This is a genomic window from Xanthomonas sp. NCPPB 3959, from assembly GCF_056675575.1.
Map to the genome: position 1 here is coordinate 81027 of NZ_JBWWVR010000002.1, position 18684 is coordinate 99710.

The 18684-nt window shown below is 63.0% G+C and carries 19 protein-coding genes, 1 pseudogene and 1 riboswitch; of the genes and pseudogenes, 8 read left to right on the top strand and 12 right to left on the bottom strand.

Translation table 11 applies throughout. The features are described 5' to 3' along the window. Positions 1 to 98: 98 nt before the first annotated feature. Positions 99 to 212, top strand: a riboswitch (S-adenosyl-L-homocysteine riboswitch). 31 nt (positions 213 to 243) lie between these two features. Then, a complete protein-coding gene (gene ahcY / locus AC1KVG_RS03360) occupies positions 244 to 1686 on the top strand; it encodes an adenosylhomocysteinase (RefSeq protein ID WP_481093503.1) in 1443 nt (480 codons plus the stop codon). Positions 1687 to 1803: 117 nt separating this feature from the next. Here ahcY and AC1KVG_RS03365 read toward each other — a convergent pair whose 3' ends face one another. Continuing rightward, entirely contained in the window at positions 1804 to 2655 is an 852-nt protein-coding gene (locus AC1KVG_RS03365; RefSeq protein ID WP_481093504.1) for a tetratricopeptide repeat protein, read from the bottom strand. A 591-nt stretch (positions 2656 to 3246) separates the two neighbouring features. On the opposite strand from AC1KVG_RS03365, the gene AC1KVG_RS03370 reads away from it, so the two are divergent. The 3 genes from AC1KVG_RS03370 to AC1KVG_RS03380 all read left to right on the top strand — a co-directional run bounded on the left by AC1KVG_RS03370 (position 3247) and on the right by AC1KVG_RS03380 (position 5250). After that, on the top strand, positions 3247 to 3729 hold the full coding sequence (locus AC1KVG_RS03370; RefSeq protein WP_481093621.1) for a hypothetical protein: 483 nt from the start codon (positions 3247 to 3249) through the stop codon (positions 3727 to 3729). Between the two features lie 191 nt (positions 3730 to 3920). Next, the gene (locus AC1KVG_RS03375; RefSeq protein WP_481093505.1) at positions 3921 to 4241 is read left to right on the top strand and encodes a hypothetical protein; all 321 of its coding nucleotides are present in this window, start codon (positions 3921 to 3923) and stop codon (positions 4239 to 4241) included. 415 nt (positions 4242 to 4656) lie between these two features. Then, the gene (locus AC1KVG_RS03380) at positions 4657 to 5250 is read left to right on the top strand and encodes a porin family protein (protein ID WP_481093506.1); all 594 of its coding nucleotides are present in this window, start codon (positions 4657 to 4659) and stop codon (positions 5248 to 5250) included. Between the two features lie 194 nt (positions 5251 to 5444). Here AC1KVG_RS03380 and AC1KVG_RS03385 read toward each other — a convergent pair whose 3' ends face one another. From AC1KVG_RS03385 to AC1KVG_RS03405, 5 genes are all read right to left on the bottom strand, one after another. Then, entirely contained in the window at positions 5445 to 6002 is a 558-nt protein-coding gene (locus AC1KVG_RS03385; protein WP_481093507.1) for a DUF3228 family protein, read from the bottom strand. Between the two features lie 491 nt (positions 6003 to 6493). Continuing rightward, the gene (locus tag AC1KVG_RS03390) at positions 6494 to 6790 is read right to left on the bottom strand and encodes a hypothetical protein (RefSeq protein ID WP_481093508.1); all 297 of its coding nucleotides are present in this window, start codon (positions 6788 to 6790) and stop codon (positions 6494 to 6496) included. Between the two features lie 13 nt (positions 6791 to 6803). Then, complete coding sequence (locus AC1KVG_RS03395) at positions 6804 to 7370, bottom strand: 2OG-Fe(II) oxygenase (RefSeq protein WP_481093509.1); 567 nt, start codon at positions 7368 to 7370, stop codon at positions 6804 to 6806. A gap of 50 nt (positions 7371 to 7420) precedes the next feature. Next, complete coding sequence (locus AC1KVG_RS03400) at positions 7421 to 8308, bottom strand: GlcNAc-transferase family protein (RefSeq protein ID WP_481093510.1); 888 nt, start codon at positions 8306 to 8308, stop codon at positions 7421 to 7423. 289 nt (positions 8309 to 8597) lie between these two features. Then, positions 8598 to 9143 carry a DUF2058 domain-containing protein gene (locus AC1KVG_RS03405; RefSeq protein ID WP_115039803.1) on the bottom strand — a complete coding sequence of 182 codons (546 nt, stop codon included), beginning with the start codon at positions 9141 to 9143 and terminating at the stop codon, positions 8598 to 8600. Positions 9144 to 9773: 630 nt separating this feature from the next. On the opposite strand from AC1KVG_RS03405, the gene AC1KVG_RS03410 reads away from it, so the two are divergent. Beyond that, positions 9774 to 11444 (top strand): histidine phosphatase family protein, encoded by a 1671-nt coding sequence (locus AC1KVG_RS03410; RefSeq protein WP_481093511.1) that lies wholly within the window; start codon positions 9774 to 9776, stop codon positions 11442 to 11444. Between the two features lie 150 nt (positions 11445 to 11594). Here AC1KVG_RS03410 and AC1KVG_RS03415 read toward each other — a convergent pair whose 3' ends face one another. Continuing rightward, the gene (locus AC1KVG_RS03415) at positions 11595 to 12530 is read right to left on the bottom strand and encodes a Gfo/Idh/MocA family protein (protein ID WP_481093512.1); all 936 of its coding nucleotides are present in this window, start codon (positions 12528 to 12530) and stop codon (positions 11595 to 11597) included. Between the two features lie 174 nt (positions 12531 to 12704). On the opposite strand from AC1KVG_RS03415, the pseudogene AC1KVG_RS03420 reads away from it, so the two are divergent. Then, positions 12705 to 12885: pseudogene (locus tag AC1KVG_RS03420) on the top strand (hypothetical protein); the annotation flags it as partial. A gap of 131 nt (positions 12886 to 13016) precedes the next feature. On the opposite strand, the gene AC1KVG_RS03425 reads toward AC1KVG_RS03420, so the two are convergent. Both AC1KVG_RS03425 and AC1KVG_RS03430 read right to left on the bottom strand, forming a co-directional pair. Then, a complete protein-coding gene (locus AC1KVG_RS03425; RefSeq protein ID WP_104552280.1) occupies positions 13017 to 13994 on the bottom strand; it encodes an NAD(P)H-quinone oxidoreductase in 978 nt (325 codons plus the stop codon). 141 nt (positions 13995 to 14135) lie between these two features. Beyond that, entirely contained in the window at positions 14136 to 14372 is a 237-nt protein-coding gene (locus AC1KVG_RS03430; RefSeq protein WP_023903043.1) for a hypothetical protein, read from the bottom strand. Between the two features lie 216 nt (positions 14373 to 14588). Between AC1KVG_RS03430 and metF the strand changes: the two genes are divergently transcribed. Further along, positions 14589 to 15416, top strand: coding sequence for a methylenetetrahydrofolate reductase [NAD(P)H] (gene metF / locus AC1KVG_RS03435; protein ID WP_023903044.1), 828 nt, complete (start codon positions 14589 to 14591; stop codon positions 15414 to 15416). Positions 15417 to 15617: 201 nt separating this feature from the next. Beyond that, the gene (locus AC1KVG_RS03440) at positions 15618 to 16223 is read left to right on the top strand and encodes a hypothetical protein (protein ID WP_481093513.1); all 606 of its coding nucleotides are present in this window, start codon (positions 15618 to 15620) and stop codon (positions 16221 to 16223) included. 253 nt (positions 16224 to 16476) lie between these two features. Here the strand turns inward: AC1KVG_RS03440 and AC1KVG_RS03445 are convergent, their stop codons facing one another. The 3 genes from AC1KVG_RS03445 to AC1KVG_RS03455 all read right to left on the bottom strand — a co-directional run bounded on the left by AC1KVG_RS03445 (position 16477) and on the right by AC1KVG_RS03455 (position 18442). Continuing rightward, positions 16477 to 16995 carry a P-loop nucleotide/nucleoside kinase family protein gene (locus AC1KVG_RS03445; protein ID WP_481093514.1) on the bottom strand — a complete coding sequence of 173 codons (519 nt, stop codon included), beginning with the start codon at positions 16993 to 16995 and terminating at the stop codon, positions 16477 to 16479. Beyond that, entirely contained in the window at positions 16992 to 17939 is a 948-nt protein-coding gene (locus AC1KVG_RS03450) for a Nudix family hydrolase (RefSeq protein ID WP_481093515.1), read from the bottom strand. The genes AC1KVG_RS03445 and AC1KVG_RS03450 overlap by 4 nt, the downstream gene beginning before the upstream one ends. A 137-nt stretch (positions 17940 to 18076) precedes the next feature. Beyond that, positions 18077 to 18442: a VOC family protein gene (locus tag AC1KVG_RS03455; protein WP_481093516.1), complete on the bottom strand. Its 366-nt coding sequence runs from the start codon at positions 18440 to 18442 to the stop codon at positions 18077 to 18079. Positions 18443 to 18684 lie beyond the last annotated feature (242 nt).

Below are 18684 nucleotides of genomic sequence, written 5' to 3' on the forward strand. Positions count from 1 at the left end.
CCGTTGGTCGGCGACTCCCCTGCCGTTGGTTGGGGGTCATGCCAATTGATGCCGGCCAATTCATGCCGGAGGGGGGGGCTGCCGATATAATCAACGCTCTCGTCGAGGGGCGCTGCGACCGGTATGGCGGACTGATCCGCCAACTGCACAAACCGTGCAGGCAATACGGCCAGGCTCGACAAGCATTCATCGTTCAACGGCGCCCCGAATTGCAGACATTGATCTGCTTACCGGAGCTATTGCATGAACGCTGTCACGAAAATCGCCCCACATACTGACTACAAGGTCGCCGACCTCTCCCTGGCCGATTGGGGCCGCAAGGAGCTGGACATCGCCGAGCACGAGATGCCGGGCCTGATGTCGATCCGCCGCAAGCATGCGCAGAGCAAGCCGCTGAAGGACGTGCGCATCACCGGCTCGCTGCACATGACCATCCAGACCGCCGTGCTGATCGAAACGCTCAAGGACATCGGCGCCAACGTGCGCTGGGCCTCGTGCAACATCTTCTCCACCCAGGATCACGCTGCCGCCGCCATCGCGGTCAGCGGTACGCCGGTGTTCGCCTGGAAGGGCGAGACGCTGGAAGAGTATTGGGACTGCACCCTGGACGCGCTGACCTTCACCCTGCCCGACGGCACCCAGACCGGTCCGGAACTGGTGGTGGACGACGGCGGCGACGTCACCTTGCTGATCCACAAGGGCTATGAGCTCGAAAACGGCAGCACCTGGGTCGACGAGCCGGCTGCTTCGCACGAAGAAGGCGTGATCAAGGCGCTGCTCAAGCGCGTGGCCGTCGAGCGCCCGGGGTACTGGACCCGCGTGGTCAAGGACTGGAAGGGCGTCTCCGAAGAGACCACCACCGGCGTGCACCGCCTGTACCAGATCGCCGAGGCCGGCAAGCTGCTGATCCCGGCCATCAACGTCAACGACTCGGTCACCAAGAGCAAGTTCGACAACCTCTACGGCTGCCGCGAGTCGCTGGCCGATGGCCTCAAGCGCGCGATGGACGTGATGCTGGCCGGCAAGGTCGCGGTGGTCTGCGGTTACGGCGACGTCGGCAAGGGCAGTGCCGCATCGCTGCGCGCCTATGGCGCCCGCGTCATCGTCACCGAGATCGACCCGATCTGCGCATTGCAAGCGTCGATGGAAGGCTTCGAGGTCAACACCATCGAATCCACACTGGGCCGCGGCGACATCTATGTCACCACCACCGGCAACAAGGACATCATCACCGTCGAGCACCTGCAGGCGATGAAGGATCAGGCCATCGTGTGCAACATCGGCCACTTCGACAACGAGATCCAGGTCGATGCGCTGAACGCACTGCCGGGCGTCGAGAAGATCAACATCAAGCCGCAGGTGGACAAGTACGTGTTCGGCAACGGCAACGCGATCTTCCTGCTGGCCGACGGCCGCCTGGTGAACCTGGGCTGCGCCACCGGCCACCCGAGCTTCGTGATGTCCAACTCGTTCGCCAACCAGACCCTGGCGCAGATCGACCTGTGGGAAAAGCGCGACAGCTACGAGAAGAAGGTCTACATCCTGCCCAAGCACCTGGATGAAGAAGTTGCGCGTCTGCATCTGGAAAAGATCGGCGTCAAGCTGACCACTTTGACCAAGGACCAGGCCGAGTATCTGGGCGTGGATGTGGCCGGTCCGTACAAGCCGGATCATTACCGCTACTGATCATGGAGGCTGACGGCCAGCGGCCGTCAGTGCTGATCATTTGCAGAACGGGCGCCGAAAGGCGCCCGTTCTGCGTTTACGCCGCATGCCATGCGGAGATGCGGGCCCGATACGTCGTTACATGCCCTGCCGGTCGTCGCGCAGCGCGCTGCGGCACTGCGCGACGAAGTCACGCTGCCAGGACGCCTGGTCAAACCCTTCGCGCTGCTGGAACGACACGGTTTCGCCACGCAATGCGTAGCAGCGATTCTGCGTCAAACGCAATGCAGCCAAGTGATCGCCCACCTCCCAGCAACGGTCGATGCAGACCTGCATCGCTGCATAGTCCGGGTTGGTCTTGGCCCCGCCGAACGCAAACTCCATTTGCTGGACCATCGCCAGCACCGGATCATTGCCTGCTTCGGCCGCACGTAGCAGACGCAGCACGCTTGGATCGGGAATACCGAACGCCCAGTTGGCCAGGATCGCCGCACGTGCCGCATCCACCGCAGCCTCGTGCTGCCCCAGACGCCTGTGCTGCACTGCCAGCATCGTCCACGCCCGCTGCAGCTCGGGGAAGCGACGGCATGCCGCCTGCAGCAATTCGATCGCTTCGGACGGCTCTCCTGCCTGCACATGCAGCTGCGCGCGCTCGATCAATGGCAACGGCGAATCCACATCCGGAACATCATGCGCGCGTGGGTCCCAACTCTCGTCGTCCCAGGCCTGCTCGTCCAGCACATGGTTGATGTCCAGCCACTGCGCGAATACATCCAGCGACGAATGACTGAACACCATGCGCCCTTCATCATGAAACATCTCGCACACCACTGGCGTTTCGCCTTCGCAGCCCAACGGCCAATACAGACCGAAACAATCGCCGTTGCCGAGCGCGCCTTCGGCGATCGTCCAAAAGCCCTGTGGCGGATAGGGACCTGCGCAGACGGCGGTGTCCAGCGTCAAACCATGAAGACGTTGAGGAGCGCGCATGCTCGGGTTCCAGGCAGGATCTGGCGGCCATTATCGCAGTGGCGCGGCGACCGCGATGCGGAAGCGCCATCGGTGGCCAAACAGGAGGCCCGTTGCCAGCCCCCCCCCCCCGGACAGGGACTCGACCTGGACGCCCAAGACGCTGCGTTAAAATGCGCCCATGCTCCCGAAATTACATTGGTCCAGCGCGAAAAGATCGCCCACACCGTGCGCAACTACGTGCACAACGCCCACGCCGAACCCTACGCGAGGCGAAGCCGTGGAAAACCGTAGCCTGGAACCGACGCAAGTGTTCAAGCCCTGCTGGGCAACAGCGAAACCCATGAACTGCCGGCAGCGATCATGACGTCGGCCGCGCGGCGGGACATGAAGGCACTGGCAGACGCGACAGGGTTCAAGAAGTCCGCGATGGATGCAAATGTTGCCGCACAGCGCGCCACCGGTTATCTGCTCGACAGCGTCGGTCCACCGCGGCAGACGAAGCACCGGCAGTTCGGTGCCGTGCGGCGCGGCCTGGGAGTGCACTGGGCGTCGTCCGACCTGCTTGCGCGCAAACGCCGGCCGTTGCGTGCAAATCGGCAAACCGCGCTGATGCGCTGGCCGTGGTCCGCCCCTGCTCCCCGCCTGGCCGATACGCAGGCCGATACCCTGCTGCAGGCCCTGCTGTCACGTGACGGTGCGCGCATCGCCGATGCCGCGCACGAGGTCGCGCAGATGTTCGACACAACGGTGCTCGATGCACTGGCAGCGCATGCGGAGCGGATAGAGCGAAGCAGCCAGCGCCTGCAGTTCGGCGGCCTGCCGCTCATCAACAGCGTGCACCTCATCGCCGCCGTGCGGCGCCTGCGCTTCTGGCACGCCCGGGCGGGCTGCCTGTGTGCGCTCAATCCCGGTTACCTGTTCTTCGACCCCCGCCGCCTGATCGACCAAAGGCAGATGCAGCTGCTCGGGCTGGAAGTAGCCGACGATGGCTGGGGCGAGTGCCACCACGTCGCCTGCACCCGCTGCGGCCGCCCCTGGCGCGCCACCGACCGCGAATACCATTACCCCTGGTGGGAATGGACCGCCGATTGACGGATGGGCGTCGGTCAATCGATTCATAGTACACCGGCACATACACGCTGCGTCACGATCGGTGCTTGCAGACGTTCCATCTCCAGCAATAGGACTCCCCGGAGGCAGCACGGGTTCGAGTCCGTCATGGGGGCGACGCCACGTCAGGGGAGGTAGGATTGGCATCACGTAACGCAGCAGTGGACTTACCGTTGAAAGCCCGTCTGGAGCACGTAGAAGCCGTCCTCGACGACTGCATCCGTGTCGTGTGTTCGACCGGCCCTGTGCGCGAGCGGCTTCTCGCGGTGGGGACAGCAACCGATGATGGGGTTGCCATTGCCTACACGTCAAAGCAGGCCCTTGCGGCGGCGCTAAGCCATCTGCAATCGCTGCAGCTGCCATTCGGCGATGCGCCGGGAGGCTGGCCACCAGCGGCGGTTTTTTGCCAGCTGCGTGACGCAGGCTTGGTCCACGGACCGATACGCACCATCACCTGGAGCCGACCCGACCAACCAGCGCTTGGCATTGGCTAGCGACTGGGCAACCTGGCATCGGCATCACGAACCGACAGCGTCACCCCATCCAATCAACCCATCAACGCCGGTGCTTATTGTTCGGTGATAGGCGAGGCGCCGCTGGAGGAGTTGCTGCTGCGCGCCGCAGTGATCGCTAATCGGCGTCGCCAGGCAGCGGGCCGAGCCTTCCCCCGCACTCACCCTTGCAATGATCAGAGCCGCGCCGCCGACGATTGCGTGCAGACGCGCAGCGTTGGACGAGCGACTGCACGGTATGGATCCCCGGACGACATTGCGACAACCCGGCAGCGCGCAGCGGCAGCCAATAACTTTCCAAACTCTGAGGGATAACGTCGCGCTGCCACGCTGATGCCGTTTCACAGGATGACTGCGTGCATCACTCCTTGTCATCGCACTCTGAAGAGACATGCTCATGAAAAACACCCTCGTCGCACTGGCCCTTTCGGGGCTGGCATTGACGGCCGCATCCGATGTCTTTGCGCAGTCCGCATCCGGCGACGGTGCGGGTTGGTTCGTCAATGGCGGGGTCGGCCGCACCTCGCTCAAGAGCGGGCCCTACGATGGCAGCGATACCGGCTACAACGTCTCCGCCGGATACCGCTGGAACGTGTTGTTTCCGTGGTTATCGATAGGCCTGGAAGCGGGCTACAACGATCTTGGCAATATCCAGGCGAAGAATCTCTTCAACGGTGACGCGGTCGTGGAAGACGAAAGCCAGCTGCGTGGCTGGACGGCCGGGTTGAATCAGCGCTTCGCACTGGGCGACAAGTGGTATGCCAGCATGCGTGGCGGGCTGTATGGCTGGAAGGGCCAGGGCCTGAGCAATGACACCGTGTCGGACCGCGACGACCTGGACAAGCTATCGTGGTATGCAGGCGCTGGCGTAGGCTACAACCTGGGCGAGCACTTCAGCATCGGCGCCAACTACGACCATTACAACGCCAAAAAATTCGATGTCGATCTGAGCACAGACATGGCTTCGGTGAATGCCGAATACCGGTTCTAACAGCCATCGGCATGTCGAGCTGCACTGAGTCCGAAATCAGCGCAGCTCGATTCTGCAGCCGAACGTTACGCTCGGCGAAAGGAAGCGCCTGCGGCCGGTCGGCGACACAGCGCCGCCGACCCGCCTGAGTTCAAGCGCAGCGCGTCCTTCTTTGCCGCGCGAATTCGCCCGATACGGCGCAGGCCATCTGCCTGCTACGGCCGCCAATTCGCATTGGCCTCCCAAAACGCCACGCTGCGCCGGTAGGCATCGCGGTCCAATGCCACACCGGAGCCACCCTCTTCCACGCCCAGTGCATTACGCAGCATGGTGATCGGTGCCATCGGAATTTCTTCCGGCTCGGCGGTGTAGAGACAACCGACAACGCCCCACTCGGCATCGATCGGCGCGCCTTCCTTGGCCAGCTGATCGCGGCTGTAGAGAATCGGCAGCAGATACACCGCCACCGGGGGCTCCACGCCTTCGAACCAGCGAACCAGCACCGGCAACTCCTGTGTGCTGCGTGCTTCATAGCTGGAGCGCAACTGGTGGCGGTTGTCGTCGGAAATCGGCGCAGTGAGGCAGCGCGTCGAGGTCCAGTTACGGTGCACATGCAGCTGGCAGAACGGCGCGTAGCCTTCGATCACGCGGACCGGCGTCTCATCGTTGATCCGCTGAATGAACTGCTCGGGCGTGCAGTCCTGGATGGCATTGCGACGACGCTCGCGTGGGAATAGGCGGGTACGGGCGAATTGGGTCAGGACGATGGACATTCAAGATTGGGCAAGCCACGGAAGTGCCAGGGTAACGTGTCCGGCGTTGCGCAAGCACGGCCCGACCGCACAACTGCAGCGTAACCGTAGCCTTCCATTCTTACGCTTCCGGCCCGGACACGGTATGCCGCATGTCCCCGTAGATGGCGCCGCGCTGTTGCGGCCGACTCAGTGCACCTCGCAACACAACCGTCCCAGAGGTTTCATTCTTAAGCACCACGCAACGCCGCGTGGCGCGCATATCACGCTGCGACATCCACGCCATGCAGCTGGCGATTCTGATGACCTGATGGAGCGTGCACACAGCCTTGCCGATGTCAGCGTGGCTTTAGGCAGTATTGCGCTCGTCGAACAAGGTGTTGACGGCGCATGTCACCTGGCACATACCTACGACGACGGCCGTGAGTAGCCGTTCACGTGATCAGCAAAAACATGCCGGCAGAGATATGACTGAGAGACAACGGGCACTTCATTGAAGCCGCATGCAGGCGCTACTTTTTGCTGACTTTCGGTTTTACCGTAGCCGTCACTTTGATGGATTTCTCCAAAGCGACAGACAGGCGGGTCACTTCCTGCATCTTCACCTTCAATTCTTTGATCAGGTCCGAAAGATCACCCGGCTTGGTACCACCGGGCGGCTGACACGACGCGGCGACGCCTCCACCGAGCTGGGGACCGAATTGCCGGATGATCTCTACGATCAGATACGGGCTGCTCTTCAGATCGAGCGTGCCGCCGTAACGCTTGATGATGTCTTTGACGATCTTGTCGTCCTTGCTGGTTGCCATGGCGATCTTCCTGTTACGACGCGTGATAAGGCCGCAGGTGTTCCCAGGTTGTCAGGATCGTCTTGCATCCCTGCCAGACAGGGCGACCCGCGTGGATCATGGCATGGTTGCAACGGCCGTTGGGCAGCAGATTGCGCCACAGCACGAAGCGTCCGACGAGCGGCTGGATGCTGCGATTCAAGGCTCGAAAATGGGTGGCACCACCACGGGCAGGTTGCTCCAGAACGATGAGCAATGTGCGCTTGCGCTCGCCACTGGGATGCGGCACGCCGCAATCGAGGTGGTAGTCGTAGGCATCTCCGCGTCGATAACGGGTCATCTGCCACGGTTCGAGATCAGCCGGCCGAATCGCAAACATCGTCTGGAGCCGGGATTCGATATCGCGCACCAGCGCGTTGACGATCCCTACTTGGCCGGGCAGCACCAATGAATCGCTCTTGCGCCCGCCACCGGTCATGGTCGAACCATTTCCCTGCAAAATGGCGCTTGCGATCCATTCGCCACCATTCTGTTCGCCCAGCAATTGCCGGCATTGCAGTGGCGACAGAAACTCATCCACAACGATGATCCTCTCTTCCACGCTGCACGGGTCCGTCTGTGCCACTTCAGCATGCTGCGCTGACCGGCGCATCACGACTCCTTCAACAGTAACGGCATGCCGATCCAGCGTTCGTATCCGGCAATGGATCGACGCGTACCCAGTGGATAATCACGGTAGGCATGTCCGGACAGAATGCGACGGACGCGAACGAACGATCGAAGGTCGCGCGCACGCCAGGCAGCATGATCTTCCCAGTGGCAACGACGTGTACTGCGATCGTAGGCATGCCAGGCAAGCACGCGATGCGGATGGAACAAGTCGTAACCATGGCAGTAAGCGCGCAGACCGGTGGTGATTTCGTCACCGAAGAAATAGACGTTGGGATCGAGTGGAACGTCGCGATTGAAGCGGCCTTCGGTAAACAGAAATCCCAGCGCCATGAACTGCGCGGGGATCGGCGCTTTGAGCCAGCGCCATAACGGCAGCTCGAATCCGGCAAAGTGTGCGAGTACACCATCGATATACGCTTCTTTGTAGATTTTCATCGGCACTTGCGACCTGCCGACCGGATACGTCTGCGGATCGAAATCCGGCGGGTAACAGGTCAATGCGGGGCGCTTGATACCTATCGATTTCAGCCCCTCCAACATCGCAATGAGCTTACGGTCCCAATGCAATGCGAAGCGTAGATGTGAATCGATGATCAAGGAGTAGGGCTCATCGCGCCACTGACGTTGTGCGCGCCGCCGCGCCCAATTGGCGCCACGGCTATCTCGATAATCGACCCGATCGATTCGCAACCCAGGCATGTCGGCATAGCGAGGCGGCAACCGGTCACGCGGTGCGCACTGCCAACACACCGCAACATGCAGACGATCGGGATTAGCCGCCTGCTCGAAGATGCTGTCGAGGGTATGCACGAGTTGCGGATCCCGGTACGCGGGGATCTGAATCAAAATACGTGCACCGTCCAACATGGCTACCTTCCTGATCGACCAGCAGGCAATTGGCGGAGACATCGAGTGTTGTATCGCACGGCAACTAACCCGGTAGCGATGCCCGTCGGATCCAATCACGAACCTCAGCGCACCGCAAGCCTTTCAGCCAAGCGCTCTGCAGCGCTACGGATGAGCTGTCGGGCAAAAGACTTTGCGTCTTCTTAAGTCTGGAGATTACGTGCGACCGACCAACGCGCCACTTTCACGATGGTATCCCCAAGACATTGCCTGTAAGCGAGCAGAGGCGCTTGAACCAAAAACCAGCCACTTACCAGATCAGATCGTCCGGCACCTTGAACTGGCTGTAATAGTCATCGTCGCTGTCTGTCGCTGCCGGAGCGCTGCTGCGACCATGGTCCAGCACCACGGTGTCCGCATCGCGACTGTAGACCTTGTCGGCGGCTGCGCGTGGAATCAGCTCAAAGCCGTCGCCGTGGCGTGCGATCACCAGTGCGCCACTGGCCAACTGGCTGCGCAGCGTGGGATTGACCAGCACGCTGCGGATAACGCTGCCGTCGTTGAAACGGTAGTCGATCTCGCCCTCGCGCTTGACCTTGCTGGTCTCCACGATCTGCCGGACCTGGGCCAGCACCTCCTGCCGCCGAAGTTGCACCTTGCGCTCTTCGGCCAATGCGCGGTCGCGTTCGGCGCGCTCGGCCTGCAGACGCGCGGTGTCCACCTTGTCCACGTCTGCCGGCGCCACCGCTGCGCCCTTGGCGTGACGCTGCTTGAGCTGCTCGCGTGCGACCTTGTCCACTTGGGCCTTCTTGACCAGGCCAGCCTTGAGCAGTTGTTCTTGCAGTGGATTGCGCATGGGAATGGGTCGGCAGGTGGGTGTGGGCATAGTTTAGCGGCCAGCGCGTGGTCCTGGTGCTCGGCGCGTTTACCGGGGGCATCTGCTTCATCGGCCGGCCACGCCTGGATGGCACACGTCATGCCCATCCCCCTGCCGGCGCGCGGGGCACGTCTTTGGCGTCGTTGAGTTGCGAGACAATCCAGGCGAGTACGCCACACGCCACTGTTCTCATCGCACGACAAGGTGATCTGTTGCGCACCTTTGAACTTGAAAATACGCCTTCATGGTGCGATCGACACAGTGCCTCTGCCGCGTCATCGCGTGCGGACGATTTTATCTCCCGAATAATTTGCATAGTTTTCCTATGTTTTCAGTAACGCTCGCACACGTGATGCGGCAACGCAGAGGGAGCGAAATATCGCAGCACCATCAACGCGCGCTCGCGTTCAACTCGCATTGATTGAAAAAAGAAATCTCGCGCCTGCAACGAAGCCGCTTGTTCGCCGGACCTACGGGGGCAACTCGACGCATGCAGTGTGATCAGCACATCGCATGCGCCGCAGCTATCCCCCGATGAGGCAACGCCGCCTTACTTCAGGCAGCGACGCCTCAGTCTCGATGAACCGTGCAGCAGACCGGAGCAATGCGATGCCTCTCTATTTCGTGCGCCATGGTGAGTCGCTCGCCAACGAACAGAACTATTTTGCCGGTGCGCAGAACTCACCGCTCACGCCGCTCGGCCGCCGCCAGGCACAGCAGGCAGCACGCTACGTGCGCCAACGCGCATTACGTTTCGACGAAGTGCATGTGTCCACATTGGAGCGTGCACAGGCCACAGCGGCCATCATCTTGGAGGGTGCGCAAGGCAACCCGCAGGTGCGCTCGAGCGCCGCCCTGGTGGAGCGCGATTTCGGCATTTTCGCCGGCAAGAACAAGACCTTGATCAAAAAGTCGATCGGCCACCGTCTCTACGACGCCTGCTTTCACGACGCTGATGGAGCGCCACCCGATGGCGAACACTGGATGGACATGTATGCGCGTTGCAAGCACTACTACGACACCGTGCTGGCACCGCTGGATCGACAAGGCAAGCAGGTCCTGGTGGTGGCGCACAAGTACATCGTCGAAGTGTTCGCGCTGATTGCCTCTGGCCTGCCCCCTGCCGAGTACATCGACTTCCGCCTGCCCAATTCGCGCCCGCTGTCGTGGGACGAACTCAAGCAGATGACCGCGCGCAGCTCCTCGCGCATGAATTACCTGGGCGAGCAGACCGAGATCCACCTATTGCAATGGATGTTGCTCGCGGCAATCAGCGGCTTCGCACTGTCGTGCCTGGGCGTCAGTCTTCCGCATGTCGTCACCACCACCGCCATCGTCGCGCTGCTGGCAGCGAATGCCTTCTTCCTGTCGGTGCGTATCGAACCGGGCGCTCTGTGCCTGACCAGAGGTCCGGAAAACATCGCACTCAGCATCATCAGCGTGGCACGTGCGCTGTGTGCCATGTTCCTGCTCACACACTTCCAGAACGAATGGATCCATGTGATCGGCTTGCTGCTGATCGTGCCGCCCGCCTTGTCGGTACCGACCTTCTCGCTGGCGCGCGGTGGCGATTACTTTTTTGCGGCACGCTACACGCTGGTGCTGTCGATCCTACTGCCGGTGCTGTTATTGGTGTTGTATGTGGACCACCATGAAGTACTGGGTAACGCGCATGCGCTGGAGCGCTTTTTCGTGGTGCTGTTGCTTGCCTTGGCGTTGCCCTCCTTGCTCGCACAGGGCTGGCGGCGTGCGCGCCCGGTCGCAGCCGGCAAGCTCGCAACCAACTGGGGCTGGGTTGGCTCATTGACGATGGTGCCGATGGCCTTGCTGGTCTCGCTGCGCGCCGACGGAGCGGCGCTGGCCGATGCATTGCTGCATGGCGGCTGGCAGGCATGGGCTGCATTGCTGCTGCCGTTTACGCTATTGATGGCATGCCGCGTGGGCAGCGCGTTGTATCTGCACGCGCACCAGGTGGTGACCGGCAAGCGCATCAGTGCGGCCATCGCCTCGGACATCCATCTGCTGCAGACCTCGCCCAATATCTTTTTGTGGCTGAGCCTGTTGCTGCCCGGCACGTTTGTGCACGCACCCACGCTGGTCGCCGGTACCTTGCTGGGCTTCTTTGCGTTTTCGCTGCTGGACGAGGCATGGGTGGTCAGGCGCTTCCGCGCGCAGATCGCACCTGCGATGCGCAAGCTTGCAAGTCATTCCACTTCAGCCAATGGCGTGACCACTACCGCCACGGTCGGGCAGGAAGAGGCGGTGCTGGACAGTCGCTGAGACATGCCGGCAGCAGAAGTGTCTACCCGAGGCGTTTGCTGCCGATTCGCTGGAATACGCTCGTGGGAACGCGCGGTCTCTGACGCAAAAAAAAACACCGGCCAATGGCCGGTGTTTGCAATGTTGCAGCATCCTGGAGAGCGCGACCGACTACCAGGCAAACGGCGCGGTAATCTTGCGTGCAGCCAGCAGAAACGCGTCGGCAACGTGCACGAATGGCGCGACATCCACCTCCGACTCGCCGCTGCGCACCAGCTGCAAAAAGCGCCGATACAAGCCGTCGTACTCGCCGGCCGCATCCACTGCCTGCGCCTGGCCATCGATGCTGAGCTTGGCACCGCCCTCGCTGAGCATGAGCAGGCCTGCGGTGGTTTCCACCTCGATATCCCAGCGCTGATGACCGGTTTGCAGGAAGTCGAATTCGGCCGTCACCGGCACACCCGCGGTATCGATAAAGGCGAGCTTGGCGTATAGCGGTGCCTGGCGGTTTTCCGGCGTATGCAACTCGGCCTCGCGCAGCGCGAAGGGGCGTGGCAACAGATGCGTGACGATGGACAACGCATTGATGCCGGGATCGAACACGCCCATGCCGCCCGGCTCCAGAATCCAGTCCTGCCCCGGATGCCAATGGCGAATGTCTTCTTTCCAGGTGATGTGCGCGCGCAGGATCTGCTTGTCGGCCAACCACGCCCGCGCAGGCTCCACAGCGGCGGCACACCGCGAATGCCAGCTGGTGAACAGGCTGCGTTGCGCACGCTGCGCCACTACACGTAGATCATCGATTTCTGCGAGCGTGGCGGCGGGGGGTTTTTCCAGAAACACATGGCGGCCAGCGCTCAGTGCGGCTTGGGCGAGCGCATGGCGCCCGACCGGTGGCGTGCACAACGCCACTGCCTCGATCTGCGGATGCGCAGCAAACGCCTCTTCCAACGTGTGATAGCCCGGCACGCCATCGACCGTGCCATGCCGACTGACGGTGGCGACCAGTTGCACATCCTCGCGCGCGGCGATGGTGGGCACATGCTGGTCACGAGCGATCTTGCCGATACCGACAAGGGCAATGCGCAATGCGTCTGGATGCTTCATCGAAACCTTCGTGCTGATGTGGAAGTGACAGCGCCGCTTCGATCGCATGAAGCAAGCGATTGCGCGGGGCTAACGCGGCAATGGCGCAATGCAGCTCCGCAGCCCTGCACGCGAGCACGCAGTGTACGGTCAGGGTGCGGCTCGCCGCGAGACATCGCTCCTGCTTGTTTTGCTATACCTGCGACGCGTGGTGGCCGTGCAAGGACGGCCATTACCGCGCGCTTTTACGACGCCGTGCTCGGCGCGCTCGGCTATGTGCGGGTGTGGTCCGATCTGGAGCCAGGCACGCCCGATCAGGGTCGGCTACGGCCGGCCCGGCGGCGAAGACAGCCTGGCGCTGAAGCATCGTGAAGCGGGCGTGCGGTGGATTGATCCATACCCAAACCCGCTCGGATGCGCATTGCAATGCGCTATCCGACAACCTCCCGCCGCGACAGGCATCGCCTGCCTGACACACGCGCATGCCAGGCAGCTGACCGCAGGCAGTCACATCTCCAGCACCACCTTGCCCAGGTGGCTGCCCTGTTCCAGATAGCGATGCGCCGCAGCGGCCTCGCTCAGCGGGAAGCGCTTGTCGAGCAGCACGCGCAGTTTGCCCTGCGCGATCCACGGCCAGACCACACGCTCCACTTCCGCCGCCAGACGCGCCTTTTCGTCGGCACTGCGCGGGCGCAGCGTCGAACCGGTGAGGATGGCCTGCTTGCGCATCAGCAGCGGAATCGGCACCTCGATGGTCGAACCGGCCTGCGAGGCGATGTAGACGATGCGCCCGCGCGGATTGAGCGCCTCCAGGGTATCGGCGAACACCGCCGCGCCCACCATGTCGAGCGACACATCCACACCGCCGTGCGCCTTGGCTACGGCGACAAAGGATTCGGCAGTGGAGTCGATCGCCACATCGGCGCCCAGTTCGCGCGCCTGTGCCGCCTTGCCCGCCGAACGTGCGGTAGCCAATACATGCGCGCCGGCGGCCTTGGCCATCTGGATCGCGGTGACGCCGATCCCGGAGGTGGCGCCATGCAGCAACAGCCACTCGCCGGCCGCGAGCCGGCCGTGCTCGAACAGGTTGGCGTAGGCGGTAAAGATGGTTTCCGGTAATGCGGCGGCGTGCACCAGATCCATGCCGGCCGGAATCGGCAGCACATGGCGCGCGTCGACCGCTGCGTACTGCGCGTAGCCGCCGCCGCCCAGCAATGCACACACGCGATCGCCCACTTTCCAGCGCCCAGCCGGCTCCACGATTTCACCTGCGATTTCCAGCCCAAGCGTCTCCGGCGCGCCGGGCGGCGGCGGATAGTGGCCGGCACGCTGCAGCAGATCGGGACGATTGATGCCGGCGGCGTGCACGCGGATCAACACGTGCCCCGGCGCGGGACGCGGGCGCGGTTGCTCGCTGACGTACAGCGCATCCGCATCGCCCTTGCCATCGCGGATGGCGATGGCGGTCATCGTGGTGTCGCTCATGCAAGGCGCTCCGTAGAAAGTGCGCCCAGTGTAGGCATGCAGGCGTCAACGTTTGGCGCAGGTGGGCAGCGATGCTGCGCAGCGCTAGACCCCATGAATCGCCACGCGCGCCTACACCGACGCAGACGCGCGTGGCACGCATCACTCCTCGCTGGGAGCGACGCCCTGGTCGATGTACTGGCGAATCGCCTCGAACACCTTCGAGGTGCCGTCATCCTGCCCGGACGGCAGGCGCGCAGCGAAGTCGCTCAGCAACTTGTCGCCATCCACACCGGGCTGCTCGGCCAGGGCGAGCGCCAGGTCGCCGACGCTGCGCGCCAGCGCGACCCAGATGCGGCCCAACGATTCGGCGATGACATCCATTTCCTCTTCTTGCATGTTGCGCTCCGATCAAGTGGCGTGGGGTGCCTTGAAGCTTACCGCTTGCGCTAGGTAGTGAGGCCCTAGCGCAAGCAGCCGAAACCATTCGGATATCACGCCTGCACCCGGATGCCCACATGACGGCGAACGCGAAAGTCGGGACGCCCGCAACCAAATATGCATTCATCGCGATGAAGCGATATTATGCGCGCACGCTCTGCCGGACCCGCCGCGATGACGCATCTCAGTTTCGAGTTTTACCCGCCCAAGACCGACGACCAGCGCGCGCAGCTGGACCGCACCGCGGCCAGGTTGAAGGGCTACGCGCCGGAGTACGTGTCGTGCACCTTCGGTGCCGGCGGCTCCACGCTCAGCTACACCTCCGAGACAGTGCGTCACCTCAAGCAGAAGCATGGCTTCGAAGCCGCCCCGCATCTGTCCTGCGTCGGCGGCAGCCGCGAGGAAATCCGCGAACTGCTCAAACTCTATCGCGCGATCGGCTGCACCCGCATCGTCGCGCTGCGCGGCGATCTGCCTTCGGGCATGGGCCATCCGGGCGACCTGCGCTATGCCTCGGACCTGATTGCCTTCATCCGCGCCGAACACGGCGATGCGTTCCGCATCGAAGTCGGCGCGTATCCGGAAACCCATCCGCAGGCGACCGACGCACTGAGCGATCTGCGTTACTTCAAGGCCAAGGTAGATGCCGGCGCCGATGCGGCGATCACCCAGTACTTCTACAACGCCGATGCGTACTTTCATTTCCGCGACACGGTGCAGCGCATGGGCGTGGAGATCCCGATCATCCCCGGCATCATGCCGATCTCCAATTTTTCGCAGCTGCGGCGTTTTTCCGAGCAATGCGGTGCGGAGATTCCGCGCTGGATCGGCAAGAAGATGCAGTCCTACGGCGACGATGCCGATGCGGTGCGCGCCTTCGGTGCGGAAGTGGTGGCCACGGTGTGCGAACGCCTGATCGCCGGCGGCGCGCCGGCCCTGCACTTCTACACGCTCAACCTCGCCAAGCCGACCACGCAGGTGTTGCAACTGCTCGGGCGCTGAGTGCGGGCTTTGCGCGCGCGTGCGCTGCTGGCGCGCGTTTGGCCGGCCTTGCATCACAACCACAGCACGTCGCACACCGACGCGCAGGCCCTGATGCGCACGCGTGCTGCCGAGGTTGAACGCGTGACCGGCCGGTATCGCACGCACACCTGCGCGCGCACGTATCTCGCCAGCTCACACGCCCCCGGCTACGCTCCGCCGATGCCTCGCCTCCTGCTGCCTTTGTTGCTGTTGTTCTGCCTTGGCTCCGCCACGCGCGTGCAGGCGCAGGAGATCCGCCGCTGCGTCACGCCGGATGGGCAGACCATGTTCACCGACCGCCGCTGCGAAGACGTCGGCGCCGCTTCGCGTCCGCCACCGGCCACCCGCACGCAAGGCAACACCGGCCTGTATCGCTACGGCTGCCCGCGTCGGCTGAGCGAACTGGTGTCATTGCTGCAACTGGCGGTGGACAGCCGCGACGTCAACCGGCTCTCCAGCCTCTACCTCTGGAGCGGGCAGTCCGATGCCGCTGCCAACCAGGTCTTGAGTCGCCTGGAAGCGATCGTGCAACGCCCGTTGCTGGATATCGTCCCGATGTATCCGCAAAGCGAGACACCAACCTGGGAAGCCGAGGCCGGCAGCACAGCCACAGCCACAGCCGCTCCATCGTTGGACGGCAGCGCCATCGACGCCCCGCTTCCCGCAACTCCAAGCCGCCCACGACCGTGGGGCCTCCGCCTGGAACAGAACCTCCCCAGCGGCACCCCCGCACGCAGCGTGCTGCGCCTGCGCCGGCAGTACAACTGCTTCTGGGTGACGTTTTAAAGCCGCTCACAAACGACTGCACTCATCGCCGGGCGGCCGCCGCCAGCGCTCGGAATCGGCATCTACCGCGCTGTGATGCCCTCCATACCTGCGTTACGACTGCTCGCTACGCACTGTCAGCAGTTCTCAAAATGGCCGCGAGATTGCATCGGTCTATCGCACGTGTGGGCTGCCATGACCGTCTCTGCTTCGAACAGCCCTCTCAAATGACGTTGCCCGCACGCAGGCACACAGCTGGCCAAACGCTTTCAGACTAAGCAGCAAACCGACGCATGATCTCTGCAACCGCTTGCTCTGGACTCAGCACCGCGCTGTCGATCACCCAATGCGGCTCGGTCCAGGCCACATAGTCATGCGCAAGTACGGACGACCACTCCGGCGTGCGCAGTCCGGGGATTTCGCTATGCCGCGATTCCACGCGCTGCCGATGAACGTCGCGATCGCTGCACACCACTTCGATCTCCAGCAGGCGGCTTTGGGTGCGACGCGCCACATCGCGCCACGCTTCACGGGTGACCGGCAAGGGATTGACGCTATCGGCGACCACCACCTGGCGTTGGCGCAGATTCGCCTCTGCAATGGCGTAGGCAATCAGATAGCCGGCTGGCCCGACGTCCTCAGCGAGTGCACCGCTGTCGCGCAGCGCTTGCTCGATGGTGTCGATGCGTAGATACATCGCATTGCAGTGCGTGAGCAGCAGCTGCGCAATGGAACTCTTGCCGACGCCCGGCAATCCGCCGAACACCACCAGGGTCGCCGACGGTGCAATCACTGCGGCCAGAGCGAGCGAATCGCTGCGATGCCTTGCGCACCATGCGAACGTGCTTCGCGCAGGTCGTCGACCTGCATGCCGCCGAGTGCATAGATTGGCAGCGAGACCTGCTCGCGCAAGGTTTCGAAACCGTTCCATCCCAACGGTGTCGCACCCGGATGCGAGGTCGTCGTCTGCACCGGACCCAGTACCGCGAAATCGCAGCCCAGGCGCTGTGCGTGACGCAGATCTTCCAGTCCGTGGCACGAAGCGGCAACCAGCTGTTCGGCCGGCAGCGGGCGCTGTTGCAGTGCGGCCAATTGCTCAGATCCCAGATGCACACCGATGCCGAGTTCGCCAGCCAACGCGATGTCGCGATTGAGCAGCAACTGCGCGCGCGCACGACCACGCAGGCGCATCACCTGTTGCAGCAATGCCTGCCAGCGCACGGACTCGGCCTGCCGCGCGCGCAACTGGATGCGCGTAACGCCATCTTGCAGCGCACGCTCCAGACCTTCCAGCCACAGCATCTCGTCGTCGGGTTCGGGCGTGATCAGATAGCGGTCGGGCTGGCGCAATGCCCCCACTACCGGCACGTCGGCCGGCGGCATCGAATAGCGGGTCAGCTTGTCTGCGGCCACCCAGGTCATCGCCTGGCCTTCGCGCCCGCGCGGGCTGCCTTTCCATGCGGTGATGTGGCGCACTTCCAGACGCAGCCGCTTGTCCGGGTACAACTGCGGCACATCCATCAGCCACTCGCCGACCTGCGCTTCGATACCGAGCTCTTCATTGAGTTCGCGCACCAGCGCCTGTTCGGAGGTTTCGCCGGGTTCGCGCTTGCCGCCGGGAAACTCCCACAGGCCGGGCATGTCACGGGTTTCGGTGCGGCGGGTCAGCAGGATGCGGCCGCGAGGGTCGGTGATCACGCCGGCAACGACGTGGATGGATCTTAGAGAATCGGGCATGGGCACAAGAGTGCCGCGAGTGAGCGGTTCAGTGCAATCGCTTGAGGGCGGGGATTGGGGATTAGGGATTCGGGATTGGTCAAAGCGCAGCATATGTGCTTCTGCCAATCCCTAATCCCTAATCTCCAATCCCGGCCCTACAGCGGATGCCCGATGCGCCAGAGCACTCCGCTGGGATCGTGCAAGGTGAAATCGCGTGCGCCCCATGGTCGATCTTCCGGCGCACTGCAGGTCACCCCGAAGTGCTCGCCCAGCCCGGTGTCGTGCACGTGCTGCCACCAGCCATCGGCGTCGTCCACCCACAGGTGCAGCATCAGATTCTCGGCCAGCTCGCGCAGATAGAAATCCTGCAACAAAAACGCGCAGTGCGTGCCATGCCGGAAGCAGGTCACGTTGCCCACCTCGTCTTCCTGCACGAAGCCCAGCGCGCGATAGAACCGCTGCGACACCGCGTAGTCGCGCGCAGGCACGAACACTTTCAGTTGCTGGCTGGACAGCGACATGACCGCACTCCACGCAGGACGTGGAATGAGCATACGCCGCGCTGACGCTCACCGGGGTAGAGCCCGCCAAGCGTGCCCTCCTCGCCCTTAAGCCATGCTTTCCAGACAAATGCCTACCGACTCTGCAAACAAGGCTCTTGGTAGGAAGTTCGCCAAACGCAAACGGAATCGGGAGACAGGCCTTGCACGCAGCCTCCGACATTCAATACCGCTGTTCAAACAATTCACGCTTCTCAACAAGC

What these genes read in the sequence shown, in the direction of transcription:
- AC1KVG_RS03390 (WP_481093508.1), bottom strand. Translation starts at nt 6,790, where the DNA reads ATGGCAACCAGCAAGGACGACAAGATCGTCAAAGACATCATCAAGCGT.
- AC1KVG_RS03400 (WP_481093510.1), bottom strand. Translation starts at nt 8,308, where the DNA reads ATGTTGGACGGTGCACGTATTTTGATTCAGATCCCCGCGTACCGGGAT.
- AC1KVG_RS03440 (WP_481093513.1), top strand. Translation starts at nt 15,618, where the DNA reads ATGCCTCGCCTCCTGCTGCCTTTGTTGCTGTTGTTCTGCCTTGGCTCC.
- AC1KVG_RS03385 (WP_481093507.1), bottom strand. Translation starts at nt 6,002, where the DNA reads ATGTCCATCGTCCTGACCCAATTCGCCCGTACCCGCCTATTCCCACGC.
- AC1KVG_RS03450 (WP_481093515.1), bottom strand. Translation starts at nt 17,939, where the DNA reads ATGCCCGATTCTCTAAGATCCATCCACGTCGTTGCCGGCGTGATCACC.
- AC1KVG_RS03405 (WP_115039803.1), bottom strand. Translation starts at nt 9,143, where the DNA reads ATGCGCAATCCACTGCAAGAACAACTGCTCAAGGCTGGCCTGGTCAAG.
- AC1KVG_RS03380 (WP_481093506.1), top strand. Translation starts at nt 4,657, where the DNA reads ATGAAAAACACCCTCGTCGCACTGGCCCTTTCGGGGCTGGCATTGACG.
- metF (WP_023903044.1), top strand. Translation starts at nt 14,589, where the DNA reads ATGACGCATCTCAGTTTCGAGTTTTACCCGCCCAAGACCGACGACCAG.
- AC1KVG_RS03365 (WP_481093504.1), bottom strand. Translation starts at nt 2,655, where the DNA reads ATGCGCGCTCCTCAACGTCTTCATGGTTTGACGCTGGACACCGCCGTC.
- AC1KVG_RS03455 (WP_481093516.1), bottom strand. Translation starts at nt 18,442, where the DNA reads ATGTCGCTGTCCAGCCAGCAACTGAAAGTGTTCGTGCCTGCGCGCGAC.
- AC1KVG_RS03430 (WP_023903043.1), bottom strand. Translation starts at nt 14,372, where the DNA reads ATGCAAGAAGAGGAAATGGATGTCATCGCCGAATCGTTGGGCCGCATC.
- AC1KVG_RS03415 (WP_481093512.1), bottom strand. Translation starts at nt 12,530, where the DNA reads ATGAAGCATCCAGACGCATTGCGCATTGCCCTTGTCGGTATCGGCAAG.
- AC1KVG_RS03425 (WP_104552280.1), bottom strand. Translation starts at nt 13,994, where the DNA reads ATGAGCGACACCACGATGACCGCCATCGCCATCCGCGATGGCAAGGGC.
- AC1KVG_RS03370 (WP_481093621.1), top strand. Translation starts at nt 3,247, where the DNA reads ATGCGCTGGCCGTGGTCCGCCCCTGCTCCCCGCCTGGCCGATACGCAG.
- ahcY (WP_481093503.1), top strand. Translation starts at nt 244, where the DNA reads ATGAACGCTGTCACGAAAATCGCCCCACATACTGACTACAAGGTCGCC.
- AC1KVG_RS03410 (WP_481093511.1), top strand. Translation starts at nt 9,774, where the DNA reads ATGCCTCTCTATTTCGTGCGCCATGGTGAGTCGCTCGCCAACGAACAG.